This is a genomic window from Pseudomonas sp. Pseusp10 (assembly GCF_059492225.1).
The window spans coordinates 2,180,107-2,198,354 of the sequence record NZ_CP168528.1 but is presented as its reverse complement, the minus strand read 5'-3'; the positions used below and the strand labels follow the sequence as shown (position 1 = coordinate 2,198,354).

Below are 18,248 nucleotides of genomic sequence, written 5' to 3'. Positions count from 1 at the left end.
AGCTCGCTCCCACAAGGTTCAATGAACAGCCAAAGACTTGCGTATCCCCAACCGACTGATCCACACCGCCAGCAAAATCACCGAACCACCGAGCAACAACCGCCCCAGCTCTTCATGCTGGTTCCAGATCAGCAGATTGATCAGCAACCCCACCGGCACATGCAGGTTGTTCATCACCGCCAAAGTCCCTCCGTTGACCAGGCACGCGCCTTTGTTCCACCAGTAGAGCCCCAAAGCGGTAGAGACCAGGCCGAGGAACAGCAGCACGCCCCATTGCAGCGGTGCTTCGGGCAGGAAGTTCTGTTTACCGAACAACAGAAACGCCGGCAGCGCCACCGCCAGAGCGCCAAGGTAGAAGTAGCCGAAGCGTCGGTAGTGCGGCAGATCACTCGGGTGGCGGGCAACCAGGTGTTTATAGAGCACCTGCCCGGCGGCGTAGGTGAAGTTGGCCAGTTGCAGCAACAGGAAACCCATGAAGAAGTCCGGGTTGATCCGGTCAAAGCGAATCACCGCCGCCCCCGCCACCGCCACCAGCGCCGCGACCAGGGCCCAGGGATTGAAGCGACGATTCAGTGCATCTTCGATCAGGGTCACATGCAACGGCGTGAGGATGGTGAACAGCAACACCTCAGGCACCGTCAATACGCGAAAACTCAGGTACAGGCAGACGTATGTCACGCCGAACTGCAACGCGCCGATCAGCAGCATGCCGCGCATGAACGCCGGTTCCACCGAGCGCCAGCGGGTCAGAGGAATAAACACCAGCCCTGCCAGCAGCACACGTACCAGCACTGCGAAGTAACTGTCGACATGACCGGCCAGGTATTCGCCGATCAAACTGAAGGAAAACGCCTGAATCAGCGTGACAAAAAGTAGATAGCCCATGCTCGCCCCGTTTCGAATGGCGGCGACGATAACGGGTTTTGCTACTGATCGCGAACGCTAAACCAACACAAAACCTGTGGGAGCGGGCTTGCCCGCGATAGCGCCGGATCAGGCAACATCGCTGTCTACTGACACTCCGCAATCGTCGGAACGCCGCCCGGAGCAAGCTCGCTCCCACAGGGTCTGAAGGTGCTTGGTAAATCCCGGGCAAAAAAAAAGCCCGATCTCGCTAAAGCGTTCAATCGGGCCAGGGCACTCAGGAGCAACAAGTGCGAAGGGAGGTTCGATGCGCGTACAGGCTTGAAGGGTTGCGCCAGGTCACTAGACCATCCAGCGGTTATCTGGCGATTAACCGGTCAGGCCACTTGCGAAAGCTTGGCGTTCGCCTGGTTCAGGCCTTTCTCCTGGAAGTCACCGCCCAGGTTCATGCCTTCGGCGTGGATGAACGTCACGTCGTGGATACCGATGAAGCCCATGACCTGACGCAGGTACGGTTCCTGGTGATCGGCGGCGCTGCCGGCATAGATGCCGCCGCGAGCCGTCAACACGTAGGCGCGCTTGCCGCTGAGCAGGCCTTGCGGGCCGGTTTCGGTGTACTTGAAAGTCACGCCGGCACGCAGCACATGGTCGAGCCAGGCTTTCAGGGTGCTGGGAATCGCAAAGTTGTACATGGGTGCGGCCATGACCAGTACATCGGCGGCGAGCAATTCGTCGGTCAGCTGGTTGGAGCGCTCCAGGGACGCCTGTTCGATGTCGCTGCGCTGCTCGGCGGGTTTCATCCAGCCACCCAGCAGGTTGATGTCCAGGTGCGGCACCGGCTTGACGGCCAGGTCCCGGACGGTGATCTGGTCATTCGGGTGAGCGGCTTTCCACTGGCTGATGAACGTCTGGGTCAGTTGGCGGGAAACCGAGTCTTGCTGACGGGCACTGCTTTCGATGATCAGAACGCGGGACATGGGATGTAGCCTCCATCTGAGAATGCTGTAGGTCGATGGAGTGAAGGTTAAACAGAGTCATATCGATGAAAAAGCGCAAATAACTGCTATAACCCATCAATAAATTCGTTTATAAGCAAACCATACTCTGTGGGAGCGGTCTTGCTCGCGAAGAGGTCGTGTCATTCAACTTTTCTTTTGCCTGACACACCGCTATCGCGAGCAGGCTCGCTCCTACAGAAGAGCCTGGCGTCATTTCGGGGTGCAACTCAGCTCGATGCGCAGCTTGATGATGTTGCGGCTGAACTTGACGGTGGCATTTTTGTGCTTGCCGGCCAGTACATCGATCTTGCGGGTACGCGGTGCTTCCGGGCCATTGATGAAAACGGCCTTGCAGCTTGCATCGACGTCGCCGTAGTTGGCCACCTGAATGGAGCCGATGTCGTTATCCGTGTCGTAGGTCTGGTAATCGATCTTCATGCCATTGAGGTCTTTCTTCACATCGATCGGGTAAGCCATCGCCGTCAGCGGCAGCAGCGCCAGCAGCACACAACAGAATTTTTTCATTCAGCAGCCTCCAATAAGGGCTGCCAGCTTAGGACAAGAGGAGCTCAACATGAAAGCGCCCCGCGTGACCCTTGATCAATGGCGAACGCTGCAGGCCGTGGTCGATCACGGTGGTTTCGCCCAGGCCGCCGAAGCGCTGCATCGCTCGCAATCGTCGGTCAGCTACACCGTGGCCCGCATGCAGGATCAGCTCGGTGTACCGTTGTTGCGCATCGACGGACGCAAAGCCGTGCTGACCGAAGCCGGCGGCGTGCTGTTGCGCCGCTCCCGGCAACTGGTGAAACAGGCCAGTCAACTCGAAGACCTGGCCCATCACATGGAACAGGGCTGGGAAGCCGAAGTACGCCTGGTGGTCGATGCCGCTTACCCAAGCGCCCGCCTCGTCCGCGCCCTGACCGCATTCATGCCGCAAAGCCGTGGCTGCCGGGTGCGCCTGCGTGAGGAAGTGCTGTCGGGCGTGGAGGAAGTGCTGCTCGAAGGCGTGGCCGACCTGGCCATCACCGGGCTCAGTATTCCCGGCTACCTGGGCGCGGAGTTGAGCGACGTCGAGTTCGTCGCGGTCGCCCACCCGGAACATCCCCTGCACCGCCTCAACCGCGAACTGAACTTCCAGGACCTGGAAAGCCAGATGCAAGTGGTAATTCGCGACTCGGGCCGCCAGCAACCACGGGACGTCGGCTGGCTCGGTGCCGAACAGCGCTGGACCGTCGGCAGCCTGGCAACCGCCGCGACCTTCGTCAGCAGCGGACTGGGTTTTGCCTGGCTGCCCAGGCACCTGATCGAGCGGGAACTCAAGGAAGGTACGCTCAAGCTGCTACCGTTGGATCAGGGCGGTAGCCGCAACCCGAGCTTTTACCTGTATTCGAACAAGGACAAACCGTTGGGGCCTGCCACGCAGATTCTCATCGAACTGCTGCGTACGTTTGACACCGCACCACTGGACGCGCCATTCGCCGCCCCCGAACAAGCCTGACACGGAGTGTATGCATGGCCTATTTCGAACACGAAGGTTGCAACCTGCACTATGAGGAATATGGCCACGGCACGCCGCTGCTGCTGGTCCACGGTCTCGGCTCCAGCACGCTGGACTGGGAAAAACAGATCCCGGCACTTGCCACCCGCTACCGGGTGATCGTCCCGGATGTCCGCGGCCACGGCCGTTCGGACAAGCCCCGGGAGCGCTACAGCATTGCCGGATTCAGCGCTGACCTGATTGCACTGATCGAGCACCTCAATCTCGGTCCGGCACACTATGTCGGCCTGTCCATGGGTGGCATGATCGGGTTCCAGCTGGGCGTGGATCAGCCGCAACTGCTCAAGAGCCTGTGCATCGTCAATAGCGCGCCGGAGGTCAAACTGCGCAGCCGCGATGACTACTGGCAGTGGTTCAAGCGCTGGAGCCTGATGCGCGCCCTTAGCCTGGGCACCATTGGCAAGGCGCTGGGCGGCAAGCTGTTCCCGAAACCCGAGCAGGCTGACCTGCGACAAAAAATGGCCGAACGCTGGGCAAAAAACGACAAACATGCTTATCTCGCCAGCTTCAATGCCATTGTGGGCTGGGGGGTCCAGGAACGACTTTCCAAGGTTACCTGTCCAACCCTCATCGTCAGTGCCGACCGTGACTACACACCGGTGGCGCTGAAGGAAAACTACGTAAAACTGCTGCCCGATGCGCGGCTGGTGGTGATCGCCGATTCACGCCACGCCACGCCGCTGGACCAGCCGGAACACTTCAACCAGACACTGCTGGAGTTTCTGACCGCAGTCGACACCACCACTCAGGATCACTGACCCATGCTGAAAAAAATCGCCCTCGCCGCAGGCTCCGTCCTGTTTGCCGCCAACCTGATGGCGGCAACGCCTGCCAAGGCACCGCACGTGCTGCTGGACACCACCAACGGCCAGATCGAAATCGAACTGGACCCGGTCAAGGCGCCGATCAGTACCAGGAACTTCCTTGAGTACGTCGACAGTGGCTTCTACAACAACACGATTTTCCACCGGGTGATTCCGGGTTTCATGGTCCAGGGCGGTGGCTTCACCCAAGCCATGCAGCAAAAAGACACCAAAGACCCGATCAAAAACGAGCATAACAACGGCCTGGTCAACGTTCGCGGCACCTTGTCGATGGCCCGTACTTCGGTGCCTGACTCGGCCACCAGCCAGTTCTTCATCAACGTCAAGGACAACGACTTCCTTGACCAGGGCGACGGTTACGCGGTGTTCGGCAAAGTTGTCAAAGGCATGGACGTGGTCGACATCATCGTCAATTCGCCAACCACCGTTCGTAACGGCATGAAGGACGTGCCGGCCGACCCGGTGTTCATCAAGTCGGCCAAGCGCATCGACTGAGACTAAGCTGGACAAGGATGTCCGAGCCGTTGCCGGTGTTTGCCGGCAACGCTCAAACCGTTAAAAGGAGAGCCCGTTCGCGGGCGAACGACCGATGCTTTATCGCCGCTTTGAAAAACTGATCGATGTTTTCCGTGAAGCACCGACGGCGTCTCCGCCGGACCGGGTTTTCCCTTTTTACACTTATTACCTCAAGCAGGTCTGGCCGAGCTTCGCCGCCCTGTTGATCGTCGGCCTGATTGGTGCATTGATCGAAGTGGCGCTGTTCAGCTACCTGAGCCGCATCATCGACCTGGCCCAAGGTACGCCGAACATCAATCTGTTCCGGGAGCACGCCCTCGAACTGACCTGGATGGTGGTGGTTGCGCTGGTGCTGCGCCCTATATTCGTGGGCCTGCATGACCTGCTGGTGCACCAGACCCTGAGCCCCAGCATGACCAGTATGATCCGCTGGCAGAACCACAGTTATGTGCTCAAGCAGAGCCTGAATTTTTTCCAGAATGATTTCGCCGGGCGCATAGCCCAACGCATCATGCAAACCGGCAACTCACTGCGCGATTCCGCCGTGCAGGCCGTCGATGCGCTGTGGCATGTGCTGATCTACGCCATCAGTTCGCTGGTGCTGTTCGCCGAAGCCGACTGGCGCCTGATGATCCCGCTGCTGACGTGGATCTTCGCCTTCATCGGTGCCCTCTGTTACTTCGTGCCACGGGTCAAGGATCGATCGGTGGTGGCGTCTGATGCGCGCTCCAAACTCATGGGGCGGATTGTCGACGGCTACACCAATATCACCACCCTGAAGTTGTTCGCCCACACCAACTTCGAGCAGCAATACGCCCGCGAAGCCATCAAGGAGCAGACTGAGAAAGCCCAGCTGGCGGGTCGCGTGGTCACCAGCATGGACGTGGTCATCACCAGCATGAACGGCTTGCTGATCGTCTGCACCACCGGCCTGGCCCTGTGGTTGTGGACGCAGTCATTGATCAGCGTGGGCGCGATTGCCCTGGCCACCGGCCTGGTGATCCGTATCGTCAACATGTCCGGCTGGATCATGTGGGTGGTGACCGGCATCTTCGAAAACATCGGCATGGTGCAGGACGGTCTGCAGACCATCTCGCAACCGGTTTCCGTCACCGACCGCGACCAGGCCAAACCCCTGGCGGTGGCCCGTGGCGAAGTGCGCTTTGAACAGGTGGATTTCCACTACGGCAAGCAGAGCGGGATCATCGGCGACCTCAACCTGAGCATCAAGCCCGGTGAAAAAATCGGCCTGATCGGCCCGTCCGGTGCCGGCAAATCGACCCTGGTGAACCTGCTGCTGCGCCTGTATGACGTCGAAGGCGGACGCATCCTGATCGACGGCCAGAACATCGCCGACGTCAGCCAGGAGAGCCTGCGCGAACGCATCGGCATGATCACCCAGGACACGTCGCTGCTGCACCGCTCGATCCGTGACAACCTGCTGTATGGCAAACCGGACGCCACCGACGCCGAACTCTGGGAAGCCGTGCACAAGGCCCGGGCCGACGGCTTCATTCCTTCACTGTCGGACGCTGAAGGTCGCACCGGTTTCGATGCCCACGTCGGTGAGCGCGGGGTGAAACTCTCCGGTGGACAGCGCCAGCGCATCGCCATCGCCCGTGTGCTACTCAAGGACGCGCCGATCCTGATCATGGACGAGGCCACGTCGGCACTGGACTCGGAAGTCGAAGCGGCGATCCAGGAAAGCCTCGAAACCCTGATGCAGGGTAAAACCGTGATCGCCATCGCACACCGGCTCTCGACCATCGCCCGCATGGACCGGTTGGTGGTGCTGGAAAACGGCAAGATCGCCGAAACCGGCAGCCATGCCGAACTGCTGGCCCATGGCGGTTTGTATGCGCGCTTGTGGCAACACCAGACCGGTGGGTTTGTCGGGATCGATTGATCTATTGAACAACACACTTCCCCTGTGGGAGCGAGCTTGCTCGCGATAGCAGATTGACATTCAACATTGGTGTCGACTGACAAACCGCCATCGCGAGCAAGCTCGCTCCCACAGGGATAAGCCCCATACCGTAAGATCGAAAAAACCGCCAGACCCCGTCAACCACGGGGCCTGGCGGTTTTTTGTGCCTGCTGGAATTCTGAAAAAACCCTGCTGTACTCACTGCAACGTTCTGGAGGTGGTTCTGCAGTCCATCGGCTGGATGCTCAAGGCAGCATAATCTCGAAAGGACACTCTCTTATGTCTCTGTTAAAACGCTCGGCTACAGAGTTGGCAGGTACGTTCTGGCTGGTGTTGGGTGGTTGCGGCAGTGCGGTGCTGGCGGCGGCTTTTCCGGATGTGGGGATCGGCCTTCTCGGGGTGTCCTTCGCGTTTGGCCTGACCGTGCTGACCATGGCCTTCGCCATTGGCCATATTTCCGGTTGTCATCTCAATCCTGCGGTATCCCTCGGCCTGGTGGTGGGTGGGCGGTTTCCGGCCAATGAATTGCCGGCCTACATCATTGCCCAGGTCATTGGCGGCGTGATTGCAGCCGCCCTGTTGTACTTCATTGCCAGCGGCAAACCCGGTTTCGAACTGGCGGGAGGATTGGCATCCAACGGCTATGGCGAACACTCGCCTGGCGGCTATTCGATGGTGGCAGGGTTTGTCTGTGAACTGGTAATGACCGCGATGTTCATCCTGATCATCCTCGGCGCCACCGACAAACGTGCACCGGCAGGACTGGCACCGATTGCCATCGGCCTGGGGCTGACGCTAATCCACCTGATCTCGATCCCCGTCACCAACACCTCGGTCAACCCGGCGCGCAGCACCGGCCCGGCGCTGATCGTCGGCGGCTGGGCGATTCAACAACTGTGGATGTTCTGGGTCGCACCGCTGCTCGGTGCAGTCGTCGGTGGCGTGCTGTATCGCTGGCTGGGCAAGGAAGACACCTGACACACGGCACGGTGAAGGTCAGCCTTGGCGATAAGGCAAGGCTGACTTCGCGTCTTCCGCATAAGCCAGTACCCCCAACCGCTCCTGCTCCAGGAAGTCTTTCACCGCCGCTTTTAATCCCGGATGCCGCAAGTAGTGCCAGGAATGGGTGATCACCGGCTCGAATCCGCGAATCAACTTATGCTCCCCCTGAGCCCCGGCATCGAAACGCTGGAAACCGTTGGCGATTGCGTAGTCCATGCCCTGGTAGAAGCAGGTCTCGAAATGCAGGCGGTCGAACTCCGCCAGGCAGCCCCAGTAACGCCCGTAGAAACTGTCGCCCCCCACCAGGCTGAAAGCCATCGCCACCGGCCGTGAACCCTGCCTGGCCAACACCACGCGAATCGACTCGGGCATGCGTTCGGCCAACAGGCTGAAAAATTCCCGCGTCAGGTACGGCGCCTGGCGGCGCACCGCATAGGTATTGGCGTAGCAGGCATAGACGAAATCCCATTGCGCCTGGTTCAGCTCCCGCCCTTGCAACCATTCGAACTCAAAGCCCTGCCCCGCCACTTGCTCACGTTCTTTGCGCATCTGTTTGCGCTTGCGCGAACTCAGCACGTCAAGGAAGTCCTGGAAATCCCGGTAGCCGCGATTCTGCCAGTGGTATTGACAGCCAACGCGCTGCAGCCAGCCGGGCTGCTCGCTCAATGCCGCGTCGGTGAACGGATCGGTGAAGTTGATGTGGGCGCTGGAGAGCCCTTCGAGCTCAAGGTAGCCCGGCAGGCTTTTCATTAACTCGAAGCCGTCTTCGACCGTGGCCGCCAACAGCCGCGGCCCGGTGACGGGACTGAACGGCACGGCAGTCAACAGTTTGGGGTAGTAGTCGATGCCGGCGCGTTCACAGGCATCGGCCCAGGCGTGATCGAACACGTATTCGCCGTAGGAATGCCACTTGCGATAACTGGGTAGCGCGGCGATCAGGCGGTCACCTTCAACGTGCAGCAAATGCTCGGGCTGCCAGCCGGAATGAGGTCCGACGCTGCCGCTGTCTTCCAGTGCGCTCAAAAAAGCGTGACGCAGAAAAGGCTGAGTCTCGGGCACCAGGGCGTCCCAGGTCTGCGGGGCGATTTCTGACAGTCTTTGCAGGCGTTGCAACGGCATCACCATCCTCACTTTTCATGGTGTGAAAGCCTCGCGAGTATCGCCGATCGCTCTCCTTTGCACACGGTCAATTCGACGACAGTGCTCTAACTCAATAGTTCAAGACGACTCTGTATCGTCATCGACATGACATCACATCGCCACCGCTCTGTCATAAACCATCGCGATACTGGCGCCTGTTTTTAGAGCGCCGGGTTATACCCGGTCACTGTTTTCCGCCCCCTAAGTGGTCGGTTGTGCCCCGGATGGCTCTGTCATCCCCTCTCATCTTCGGAGATTGATATGCGTCTTGCTTCCACGAAAACTGCGGCGGCCTTGTGCGGTGGCCTGCTGTTGGCCATGAGTGTTCCGGCCAGTGCCGCAGTCGACGCCAAACTGCTCGACATGCTCAAGGCTAACGGCTCGATCACCAACGCGCAGTACAGCGAACTGCAAGCCGAGCTGGCCAGGGATCAGAAAGACCAGCAGATCGCCCGTCAGGCTCAGCAAGAGACTAACGAGCAAATCGCGGCCACTGCGAAGAAAACCGACGCACTGAGCACCTTCGACCAGAAACTGGCCTGGGCCGCCAAGACCCAGTTCAAGGGTGACGTACGTTTCCGTGAAGAAACCGTGCACAACGATGGCGTACCAAACAACAAGGACCAGGATCGTCAGCGTATTCGTGCCCGCCTGGGTGCCTACAGCGAAATCAACCCGCAGGTCGACACTGGTATCCGTATCGCTACCGGCAGCAACGACGACGCTCGCTCGACCAACCAGGACCTGAACAACTACTTCGACAAGAAGCAGATCTGGCTGGACCAGGGCTACATCGACTACCACCCTGACGCCATCAAGAACCTGCACCTGGTTGGCGGCAAGATGCCGCAACAATGGGTGAGCATGGGCGACATCATCTGGGATAGCGACATCAACCCGGAAGGTCTGGCCGTCACCTACAAATACCCGTTGAGCGGCAGCACCGAGCTGTTCGGTAGCGCCGGTCACTACACCCTCAAGGACAACGTCGACGGTGAAGGCGTGCAGTTCAAACACGACCTGCGCCTGTACGCTGGTCAGTTGGGTGGTCGCTTCGCCATTACCGACAGCATGAAAATGACGTTGGGCGGCAGTATCTACTCCTACGACAACGACAGCAGCAGTGCCTGCCCTACCTCCGGCACCGTTACCACGCCATGCGCCCTGGCCGTCAACGGCAACAGCCCGAACGAAACTTTCAAACTGTACGAAGGCTTTGGTCAGCTGGACTTCAGCAACCTGCCAGTTCCGCTGTCGATCTACGGTCAGTACGTCAACAACACCGATGCCAGCAACGACCAGGACACTGGCTGGTTGGCCGGTGTGAAGTCCAAGGTCTACGGCTTCAACCTGGACTACAACTACCGCGACGTGCAGCGTAACGCTGTGGTGGGTGCCTTCACCGACTCCGACTTCGCCAACGGCTTCACCGGTTCGCGCGGCAGCAAGCTGAAAGTGAGCTACGACCTGGACAAGAACTTCGCCCTGGGCGCGACCTACTTCATGGCGACCTCGGACCAGACCAACGCCAACATCAACAAGAAAGATTCGGACATCAACACCCTGCAACTGGATGCCGAAGCCAAGTTCTGATTCACCCCGCTACACGACCCGGGCAAGGAAGTCCGGGCCGCTTTTACAGCCTGGCGTTGATGTATCGGTCCCCATCATCCTCCGATACATTAACGCGAGACTGTTTTCACATCCCCGCCTGCACATACTCATTTGTGGCGAGGGGGCTTGCCCCCGTTCGACTACGAAGCGGTCCCGGAACCAGCCACCGAGCTCTGCAAGTAAAACTTCCCCGTAAAAAACGTGCGCATTGCACTTGATGGGCAATTTCCATCCGTTCATTGAAATCGAAGCCGAGGCTGACAAACAGCGGCCCCGCCGTGTCACGTTTAGCCGCTTTATCGTCGGAGTCCCCCCCTCGGAAAACCACTGGCGGTCATAGTCGTATTGCGCCCGGGTGGAGTTCTGCATTGCCCGATCCTGGATGCGGAGCAAGCCTTTGCCGGGCAAGTTGGCTTCACCCGCCATGCCTGCGGCATTGAACGGCATTTCCCAGCCCAGCAAACGCACTTGTGTACCAAAGCTGCGCGCAGCAGAGACCTCGCAACGGCGTAGCCCCCCCAATAGCGACACGGCGCGATATCGACGCGTCACCCGAGCAGGTACCATTCAACCGCTTGTTCGTGTCGTGTGATCCTGTCGGAAAAGGGCCAAGTTCGCATCTGGTAGCGCTCAACCAGCTGCGTCGGCAAGATCTCGCCCTGTTCGAAATACCGAGCGACGCTCCTGTCCACTGAGTGATGGCGGGGAAGCCAGCCAACCTTCCAGTATCCACTTACCGGACAGACTTGGCCGCTGTGGCAGTTCGGTGCCGATAAATGAGATTGGCTGAACGCAGGCGATCCCGGTAGCCCCTAACCCGTGGCCGGGTCGAGAAGCTTGGCTTTGGCCAGTTGGTTGATCAGCGCTTCGCTGGTTTTTTCAGGCGGGACATTGGCCAGGCGCTCTTCGAGCCATTGGAGCTTGCCGTCCCAGGCGGGCAACGTGGCGGGTGGCAGAGGAACAATCTCGTTGATCTCGGGGACTTTGGGATTGGCGTAGGAGTAGCCCGAGAGGATTTTCCAGATTTTATCGTAGCGATCGGCGCGTTCGAGGTCTTCCTGTTGGCCAAGGTAATCCAGCTCATTGGTTGGTTCCGGGCCACGAAATCCATCATCCAAAAAGCCTGCTGCTGTTTCATCACCGGCTGCTACGCCCAATTGGAAAGCTTCTAACGCTTCCTGATACTGGCCAACTTCAGACAAATACACCCCCAGACTTGTCGCTGCCTCTCCATTTCCTTGCTCGGCGGCGCAGCGGTACATTTGAAGTGCAACTTTTGGGGCAATATCGATAGGTTCGACTTTGTCCCCTACATAGAATTGGGCCAGCGCACTTCCCTGATCGGCGGCTTTACGGTAGTAGCGCAACGCCATTTCGTGATCTTTCTGCAGCCCGGCCGCGCCGTTCTGCAGGAAAATGCCGACAAAGTAATATCCCGTCGCGACTCCTGCGTTGATCAGTTGCTCACTCATGCGCAAATGCTCTTCACCACGGAGTTTGAAAGTACCGCGCATCGCACCGTTCTGCAGATTGATATTGGCCTTGTAGTGGCCGTTTTCACTGGCGATGCGATATAGACGTTCGATCTCGCCATCGACAGTCTTGTCCTGCTTGAGTTGGTTGTTCTTTTGCAACCAGCGCGCGTAATGGAACAGCACATCGGCCTCTGCGGGCGGCGCCGGAATTGCTTCCTGTTGGCAGGTGAACGCGAGATTAACGTTGATATTGGTGAGCGGGTTTACAACGTCCGCAGACAAAGGCTCGGCACTGTTGGCACCACAACCGGTCAAGGCGATGAGCATCCAACAGCCCCATAAATACTCAGGCCTCACCGAACAGCCTCCATTCGATATTTTCCTCCTCGACCGTCACTCGGTCGGCGAGCAGGAATCGGCTGTGACGATGTTTGACGTTCAGGGTCGGCATGATCTCGCCCTTCTCGAAGCGCCGGGGTTCGCCTTTTTCCAGGCGCGCCCCGGATTGACCGGCGATACTTTCCGCCAGCCAATAACCGGTATGCGTGCAGGCTTGGCCGCTGTTGCAGGTCGGTCTTTTGATGTAGTCGATCTGTATAAAGGCCGGGGAGCCCGGCATGGGCCGGCCGGTGGCGGGTTCGAGGACTTTGGCCTTGGCCAGTTGGTGAATCAGTGCTTCGCTGGGTTTTTCGGGCGGGACATTGGCCAAGCGTTCTTCGAGCCATTGGAGCTTGCCGTCCCAGGCGGGCAACGTGGCGGGTGGTAGAGGAACAATCTCGTTGATCTCGGGGACTTTGGGATTCGCGTAGGAGTAGCCCGAGAGGATTTTCCAGATTTTTTCGTAGCGATCGGCGCGCTCAAGGTCTTTCTGCTGGCCCAGGTAGTACAGCCGATCATCCGGTTCCGGACCATGGAAGCCTTTGCTCAAAAAAGAAGCCGAAGTACTGTCACCGGCAGTTACCCCAAGTTGGAATGCTTCGAGCGCTTCCTGATAACGCCCTTTCGTCGATAAATTAACCCCTAGCGCTCTTGCAGCTTTGCCGTTTCCCTGTTCAGCGGCGCAACGGCGCATTTGCCGAGCAACGTCCGGTGCAATGTCGATCGGCGCCAACTTGTCGGCGATATATGCCTGGCCTTGTGCATTACCCTGGTCGGCGGACTTGCGGTAGTAACGCAACGCCATTTCGTGATCCTGCTGCAATCCGGCCGAACCATGCTGCAGGAAAATGCCGACAAAGTAATATCCCGCCGCCACGCCCGCGTCGATCAATTGCTCGCTCATGCGCAAATGCTCTTCACCACGGAGTTTGAAGAAACCACGCATGGCACCGTTCTGCAGATTGATATTGGCCTTGTAGTGGCCGTTTTCACTGGCGATGCGATATAGACGTTCGATCTCTGCATCAACAGTCTTGTCCTGTTTGAGTTGGTTGTTCTTTTGCAACCAGCGCGCGTAGCGGAATAGCACATCGGCCTCGGCGGAGGCTGTGGGGATCTGCTCGTGTACGCAGTTGAAAGCCATATTGGCCTTGGCTTCAGTCAAAGGGTTCAAGGGCATTTTCTCGGTCGAAGTAGAAGTAGGATTACTGGTATCGCAGGCGACCAGCAGCATGCATGACAGCAGCAAGAGCCGGCGCATCAGTCGAGGTCCGACAGGTCGGATTCGCCGAAATAGAACTCGACGAGGGGGGCGTAGGGAGTCAATTGTTCCGATTGAAAATCTTTATTCCGATTGATGATTTCTTCCCACGCTTCGAACGCCTTTCCCGGGTCATCCTGCGCGCCCAATCCATTCGTATGCATCTCCCACAACCGCCGCCGCAACGCCTGCGTCACACTCGCCCACTCATGCGCAATATTCAGTTCGCTATCCACCTGCATACTGCGCGTGTTGATGTTGGCCGAGCCGTGGGTAGTGAAGACGTCATCAACAATCATCAGCTTGGAGTGGATGTACACCGGCATCCAGGGCTTACCGGCGGGCGAGTCGGGGGCGACCAGTGAGCACACATGGACTTTCAGGCCGGTTAATTCCGGGAGTTGGGTAAAAGTCTCCTTCTCGATTGCCTCGATTTGGCTCTGGAGTGAGGCTTTGCGCCAATCGTTGTCCAGAGTCTTGCGCCGCTGCGCTTCCTTGGCCTCGTCGCTGAGATCGGTTCCGCCCAATGCGTCGGTGAGTTTCGTTAGCGTGACCAAGGCATGCTGCTCCAGGCGTTCGCCCAGGCCGGACTCCAGCGCGGCGGCCTCAGCTTTTGCCTTTTCAATACGCCGTAACTTGGTGATTGCAGGCATGGTATGGCCGCGCCCGAGGCTTTCGAGCATGCGCTGGGTGTTCACGGTGCCGGAGCCTATGCCGGCTTTGCTTGCATTGGTGATCACAAACAGGTGCAACGGGCCGTGTATGGCGGGGTCGCGCCCGGCCTTGGTCTGGCCGGCGGCAACGGCCTTGATCAATTCGGCCAGGGGCGGCCAGCGGAAATACTGGTTTTCGATATAGATGAACTGGGTCGCGTTGTTCACCGCTTGCAGGTAGAGCGTCTCGATGTCGCGTTTGCCCTCCTGGGCCTGGGTGCGCAGGATCTGCGCGATCTGTCGGTTGGCGTCCGGGGAGCATTGCAGTTGCGGCCCTACCTCTTTGGCTCGGCGCAGGTCGAGCAAGTCCTCACCGGTTTCCTTGCGCCAGGCGCTGGCGAAGTTGTGATGCAGGTGTTCCAGGATCGGTCCGCTGACCTGGCTTGAAATGTCCTGACGAGGGGTATCGCCACGCGGGCCCTTGTTGGGGGCGGGTTTGGTGTCCTTGTCACGGTTCACCGCCAAATGGTCATTGGTGTCCCAGTACTCGTCGAGCATGTTGTGACCCATCACGAAACCGACGGCGCGGTCCGGCAGTTCATAATCGACGAGGACCGTTTTTTGATGATGGGTCGCTGTCGCCGTCAGGATGAATTGCGTAGTGGCGCTGACCTGCGGGTCGAGACTTCTGTATTTCGCCTGATGGGCTATTTCGGCCCGTTCAAACACGCTGAAACCACGACTGACGAATACCGGCACGTTGCGCGCCACCCGCATCGCAGGCGCCAGATGGTCACTGAACGCGCATCGGGCAAACCACTGGCGGTCGTAGGCATATTGATCATCCGTGGAGGGTTGCAGCTCCCGATCGTAGTATCGGAATGGGCCTTTACCGGGCAGGTTGGCTTCTCCGGCTTTGCCGGCGGTATTGAATGGCATTTCCCACCCCAGGATCCGCACCTTGACGCCTTCGCGTGCCATGGCCATCAGTAATTCACCGATACACGGCTCCTGGCCATTGCGGATGAAGTACATCGACGGCTGGAAACCCCAGCAGATGATGTCGACAGTTGCCTTAGCCTTTGAAATGGCCAGGTGCACGGCCCGGAACGTTTCTTCCCCATTGATCAATGGTTGATAAGTCGCCATGGCGGGAGGGTATTCGGTATTGCGCACATACCATGGCGGGGTACAGGTCACCTCTTGGGTGTGCTGGAGTGCGACCGGCGTGACGATCTCGTATTGGCTCATGGTGTTTTCCCTTCCTGATCACTGGCTCCTTCCATCACCGTGGCATACAGGCCTCGGTGATCCGTGTGCGATGTGGGTTGACTCACCTCGGCGTGGGCTTGCGAGGGATGGTTATGCAAGCCGCGATTGGCCAGTTGCGCCTGTTCGGCATTGCGGTAATCGGTAGGCACCGGGATCTGGTAGGCCGCACCGTTGGCCATGACCAACCGGTAGCCCCGTGTCACGACCTGATGATCGATTAGCAGTTGCCCGGAAGCGTCCAGCACACCTTGCTTGAGCTCGGCACCGTCGGCGTAAAGCGTGTAGGGCATGCCTGCCCAGACTTGGTGGTTGGCGTTGGGGGCTTGCGATACGTTGAATCGCAGCATTTGTTTGGACAGGCTTTGCGGGTAATCCGGATGTGTGGCCGTCATGCTCGCCGCACCGCTGTATTCGAAATGCGCTGCCTTGACCTTGTGGTCGCCCGCGGTGCCCGATTCGATGCCGCTCTGTTCCAGGCTGAGGTAACTGCCGCCGCCGTTGAGGACGATTTTCTTCTTTGCGGTGATGTGGATTTCGTCTTCGGTGCTGGTGATGTCCAGGCCATGGCGGGCGATCAGTTCCAGCTTGTCGTTTTGCGCTTGGACGCTTATTGGCCCCTGATTGGCGATCAGCTTGATCCCCAGCTTGCGCACGAACAGGCTCAGCCCCTGGCCGACGCCGATGAACAGGCGCCTGACCACGCTCAGGTGCGCTGCGCCGCCGGCGTTGAGCATCAGGTTGTCGTGCGCCGCCAGTTGCAGGTGCTGGCCGCTGGTCAGGGCGATGCCTTGCGGGGCGCTGAGCAGCAGGACCTGGGACTTGAGCTGCTCCAGGTCTTGCTTGAGCAAGTTCAGTTGCGCCGTTACGTCCGCCGGTTCGGCGTGGGCGGCCTGGGCGTCGACCGAGAGTTGTTGCAGCTGTTCGCCGGCCTGTTGCAGGCGGCCGACGGCGGCGTCCATGTCCAGCACCGGGCCCTGCGCCCTGGCCTGTGCATCCGCGCTGATGAACAGGCCTTTGCCGCCACGAATGGCACCATGACTATCGCTACGCAGCTCAAACCCTTCCCCACGCTTCTGCTTCCTGGCATCCACCAGATGCCCCAGACTCAGCTGGCTCTTGCCCCCATACTCGGTACTGAGCTTGACGTGCTCCTCCCCGCGCCGGTCCTCCATGCGCAATTTGTTGTTGGCCGGGGTGCGCAGGACGTTGCGGGTGTAGTCGCGCTTGCCCAGGGTCACGTGGTCGGGGTGCTGGTCGTCGTGCAGGGCGTGGGCGATGTAGGGTTTGTCCGGGTCGCCCTGTTCGAAGGCGATCGCCACTTCGGTGCCGGCGAGCAGCGGCAGGTGCAGGCCGTGGGTGTCGCCGGCGTAGGCGCGGGCCTGGCGCAGCCATTTGCTGGCCTGGCCGGGCGGCCAGGTGTCGCGGTCGAAGAGGAATTGGACCCGGTAGCGGCCTTCCAGGTCGATGTCGGCGTAGGGGTCGTTGGCCTTGGGGCTGGTGACCCGCGCCGGCAGGGTGCCGGCGATTTGCGGTTTGGGCGGCAGCGGCGGACGGAAGCACAGGCGTTCGGCGTAGGGCATGGCCTGGAAGTGGCATTCGAAGCTGCGGTCGCGGGCGGCGTGGGTGGTGACGCCGGTGAGCACCGCGCCGCGGGCGAAGGCCTGGGGCGCGCCGCCGCTGATGTTCAGCACCTGGCCGGGGGCCAGGGTGGCGCTGCTGCTGATGCCGCTGAGGTGGGTCTGCTGGTTGAGGTAGCGTTCGTGGCGCAGGCGCGCGTAGAAGTAGCCGCTTTCGCTGAGCAGGTCTTCGTCCTGGTGGTAGGCGTTGCCGAGCACGCTGTAGGGCTCGGCGTAGTGGTAGGCCTCGCCGTAGGTGTGGGGCGCGCCGTGGGTGGCCGGCTCGCCGCGGGTCTGGTCGACCTCGCCGTCGAGGTGGGCGCGGGCGTCGCGGGGGTGGTAGGCGCGGATGCTGACTTGCTGTTCCACCACCTGGTGGCGGGTTTGCAGGGCCCAGACGGCGTCCTCGCCGCTGCTGCTCAGGCCGGAGGGCGAGCGCATCGGCAAGGCGACGTCGAACTGGTAGCCGCGCTGGTCGTCGCAGAACTCGACGACGTCGATGTTCAGGCGCTCGTCGCTGGTGCAGCGGTACCAGATGCCGACCTCGGCCAGCAGCCGGGTGATGAAGGCCAGGTCGCTTTCGTTGTACTGCATCACCTGTTCGCGGCGCGGGTACTCGCGGTACAGGCGGAAGAAGAAGTCCTGGCCGAGAAAGCCGTGGCGGCTGCGCAGGATGCTTTCGACGATTTCCGGTACCGATTGCTGCAGGTAGAGGCGCGTTTGCTGGCCACGGGCGAGCCGTCCCAGGCGCGGTTGCAGGGTGATTTCGTAGCGCGCTTCGTCGACCGAGCCGGACAGGCGTTGGCAGCCGCTGATCACGCCGAAAAACGTGCGCAGCGGTTTGGCCGGCTTGGGCACTTCCCACGCCATCACGGGCACGGTGGACGGCGCGGCGTGCAGGCTGAACTGGGCGTATTGGCCGAGCAGTTGCGCGGCACCGAGGTCGAGGTGGCTGGCGGTGAATTCGATGCGGTAGGTGAATGGCTGGCTGAGGTGTTCTTCGCCTTCGAAGGCGAGGACGTCGAGGGCGGTGTCGAGGCCGTCGACTTGCAGTTTGTGGCGGCTGTGGTCGAAGAAGGGGCGCAGTGCGTTGGACAAGATTCAGACCTCCCTGGCCTATCGAAGCGGATGGGGAGGCTTTTCGTTAACC

The 18,248-nt window shown here is 59.9% G+C and carries 14 protein-coding genes; 6 read left to right on the top strand and 8 right to left on the bottom strand.

Annotated elements, in window-relative coordinates:
- Window positions 1–18: 18 nt before the first annotated feature.
- The 3 genes from ACEN8Z_RS09855 to ACEN8Z_RS09845 form a co-directional block, all read right to left on the bottom strand.
- Window positions 19–885: a carboxylate/amino acid/amine transporter gene (locus ACEN8Z_RS09855; protein WP_007997241.1), complete on the bottom strand. Its 867-nt coding sequence runs from the start codon at window positions 883–885 to the stop codon at window positions 19–21.
- Between the two features lie 356 nt (window positions 886–1,241).
- Complete coding sequence (locus ACEN8Z_RS09850) at window positions 1,242–1,841, bottom strand: FMN-dependent NADH-azoreductase (protein ID WP_108227721.1); 600 nt, start codon at window positions 1,839–1,841, stop codon at window positions 1,242–1,244.
- Window positions 1,842–2,072: 231 nt separating this feature from the next.
- The gene (locus tag ACEN8Z_RS09845; protein ID WP_495597506.1) at window positions 2,073–2,387 is read right to left on the bottom strand and encodes a 3-phosphoglycerate kinase; all 315 of its coding nucleotides are present in this window, start codon (window positions 2,385–2,387) and stop codon (window positions 2,073–2,075) included.
- A gap of 49 nt (window positions 2,388–2,436) precedes the next feature.
- Between ACEN8Z_RS09845 and ACEN8Z_RS09840 the strand changes: the two genes are divergently transcribed.
- The 5 genes from ACEN8Z_RS09840 (at window position 2,437) to aqpZ (ending at window position 7,665) form a co-directional block, all read left to right on the top strand.
- Complete coding sequence (locus ACEN8Z_RS09840; protein WP_495597505.1) at window positions 2,437–3,360, top strand: PA3225 family LysR-type transcriptional regulator; 924 nt, start codon at window positions 2,437–2,439, stop codon at window positions 3,358–3,360.
- A gap of 14 nt (window positions 3,361–3,374) precedes the next feature.
- Complete coding sequence (locus tag ACEN8Z_RS09835; RefSeq protein WP_414924829.1) at window positions 3,375–4,178, top strand: alpha/beta fold hydrolase; 804 nt, start codon at window positions 3,375–3,377, stop codon at window positions 4,176–4,178.
- Window positions 4,179–4,181: 3 nt separating this feature from the next.
- The gene (locus tag ACEN8Z_RS09830; RefSeq protein WP_495597504.1) at window positions 4,182–4,739 is read left to right on the top strand and encodes a peptidylprolyl isomerase; all 558 of its coding nucleotides are present in this window, start codon (window positions 4,182–4,184) and stop codon (window positions 4,737–4,739) included.
- Between the two features lie 94 nt (window positions 4,740–4,833).
- Window positions 4,834–6,666, top strand: coding sequence for an ABC transporter ATP-binding protein (locus ACEN8Z_RS09825; RefSeq protein ID WP_495597503.1), 1,833 nt, complete (start codon window positions 4,834–4,836; stop codon window positions 6,664–6,666).
- 300 nt (window positions 6,667–6,966) lie between these two features.
- Window positions 6,967–7,665 carry an aquaporin Z gene (gene aqpZ / locus ACEN8Z_RS09820; protein ID WP_495597502.1) on the top strand — a complete coding sequence of 233 codons (699 nt, stop codon included), beginning with the start codon at window positions 6,967–6,969 and terminating at the stop codon, window positions 7,663–7,665.
- An 18-nt stretch (window positions 7,666–7,683) separates the two neighbouring features.
- Here the strand turns inward: aqpZ and ACEN8Z_RS09815 are convergent, their stop codons facing one another.
- Entirely contained in the window at window positions 7,684–8,808 is a 1,125-nt protein-coding gene (locus ACEN8Z_RS09815) for a GNAT family N-acetyltransferase (protein ID WP_007993827.1), read from the bottom strand.
- Between the two features lie 282 nt (window positions 8,809–9,090).
- On the opposite strand from ACEN8Z_RS09815, the gene ACEN8Z_RS09810 reads away from it, so the two are divergent.
- The gene (locus ACEN8Z_RS09810; RefSeq protein ID WP_495597501.1) at window positions 9,091–10,422 is read left to right on the top strand and encodes a putative porin; all 1,332 of its coding nucleotides are present in this window, start codon (window positions 9,091–9,093) and stop codon (window positions 10,420–10,422) included.
- 833 nt (window positions 10,423–11,255) lie between these two features.
- Here the strand turns inward: ACEN8Z_RS09810 and ACEN8Z_RS09805 are convergent.
- From ACEN8Z_RS09805 to ACEN8Z_RS09790, 4 genes are read right to left on the bottom strand one after another with little or no spacing between them, the layout of a single operon-like run.
- The gene (locus ACEN8Z_RS09805; protein WP_495597500.1) at window positions 11,256–12,245 is read right to left on the bottom strand and encodes an SEL1-like repeat protein; all 990 of its coding nucleotides are present in this window, start codon (window positions 12,243–12,245) and stop codon (window positions 11,256–11,258) included.
- A gap of 19 nt (window positions 12,246–12,264) precedes the next feature.
- Window positions 12,265–13,557 carry an SEL1-like repeat protein gene (locus ACEN8Z_RS09800; RefSeq protein WP_495597499.1) on the bottom strand — a complete coding sequence of 431 codons (1,293 nt, stop codon included), beginning with the start codon at window positions 13,555–13,557 and terminating at the stop codon, window positions 12,265–12,267.
- Window positions 13,557–15,461 (bottom strand): phospholipase D-like domain-containing protein, encoded by a 1,905-nt coding sequence (locus ACEN8Z_RS09795; protein ID WP_495597498.1) that lies wholly within the window; start codon window positions 15,459–15,461, stop codon window positions 13,557–13,559. Before ACEN8Z_RS09795 ends, ACEN8Z_RS09800 begins: the two co-directional genes overlap by 1 nt.
- Complete coding sequence (locus ACEN8Z_RS09790) at window positions 15,458–18,196, bottom strand: type VI secretion system Vgr family protein (RefSeq protein WP_495597497.1); 2,739 nt, start codon at window positions 18,194–18,196, stop codon at window positions 15,458–15,460. Before ACEN8Z_RS09790 ends, ACEN8Z_RS09795 begins: the two co-directional genes overlap by 4 nt.
- Window positions 18,197–18,248: the final 52 nt, after the last annotated feature.

Excerpts from the sequence above, each read along its gene's own strand:
- ACEN8Z_RS09855 (WP_007997241.1), bottom strand. The coding sequence starts at position 885 with ATGGGCTATCTACTTTTTGTCACGCTGATTCAGGCGTTTTCCTTCAGT.
- ACEN8Z_RS09800 (WP_495597499.1), bottom strand. The coding sequence starts at position 13,557 with ATGCGCCGGCTCTTGCTGCTGTCATGCATGCTGCTGGTCGCCTGCGAT.
- aqpZ (WP_495597502.1), top strand. The coding sequence starts at position 6,967 with ATGTCTCTGTTAAAACGCTCGGCTACAGAGTTGGCAGGTACGTTCTGG.
- ACEN8Z_RS09835 (WP_414924829.1), top strand. The coding sequence starts at position 3,375 with ATGGCCTATTTCGAACACGAAGGTTGCAACCTGCACTATGAGGAATAT.
- ACEN8Z_RS09830 (WP_495597504.1), top strand. The coding sequence starts at position 4,182 with ATGCTGAAAAAAATCGCCCTCGCCGCAGGCTCCGTCCTGTTTGCCGCC.
- ACEN8Z_RS09795 (WP_495597498.1), bottom strand. The coding sequence starts at position 15,461 with ATGAGCCAATACGAGATCGTCACGCCGGTCGCACTCCAGCACACCCAA.
- ACEN8Z_RS09815 (WP_007993827.1), bottom strand. The coding sequence starts at position 8,808 with ATGCCGTTGCAACGCCTGCAAAGACTGTCAGAAATCGCCCCGCAGACC.
- ACEN8Z_RS09825 (WP_495597503.1), top strand. The coding sequence starts at position 4,834 with ATGCTTTATCGCCGCTTTGAAAAACTGATCGATGTTTTCCGTGAAGCA.
- ACEN8Z_RS09810 (WP_495597501.1), top strand. The coding sequence starts at position 9,091 with ATGCGTCTTGCTTCCACGAAAACTGCGGCGGCCTTGTGCGGTGGCCTG.
- ACEN8Z_RS09840 (WP_495597505.1), top strand. The coding sequence starts at position 2,437 with ATGAAAGCGCCCCGCGTGACCCTTGATCAATGGCGAACGCTGCAGGCC.
- ACEN8Z_RS09845 (WP_495597506.1), bottom strand. The coding sequence starts at position 2,387 with ATGAAAAAATTCTGTTGTGTGCTGCTGGCGCTGCTGCCGCTGACGGCG.
- ACEN8Z_RS09850 (WP_108227721.1), bottom strand. The coding sequence starts at position 1,841 with ATGTCCCGCGTTCTGATCATCGAAAGCAGTGCCCGTCAGCAAGACTCG.
- ACEN8Z_RS09805 (WP_495597500.1), bottom strand. The coding sequence starts at position 12,245 with ATGCTCATCGCCTTGACCGGTTGTGGTGCCAACAGTGCCGAGCCTTTG.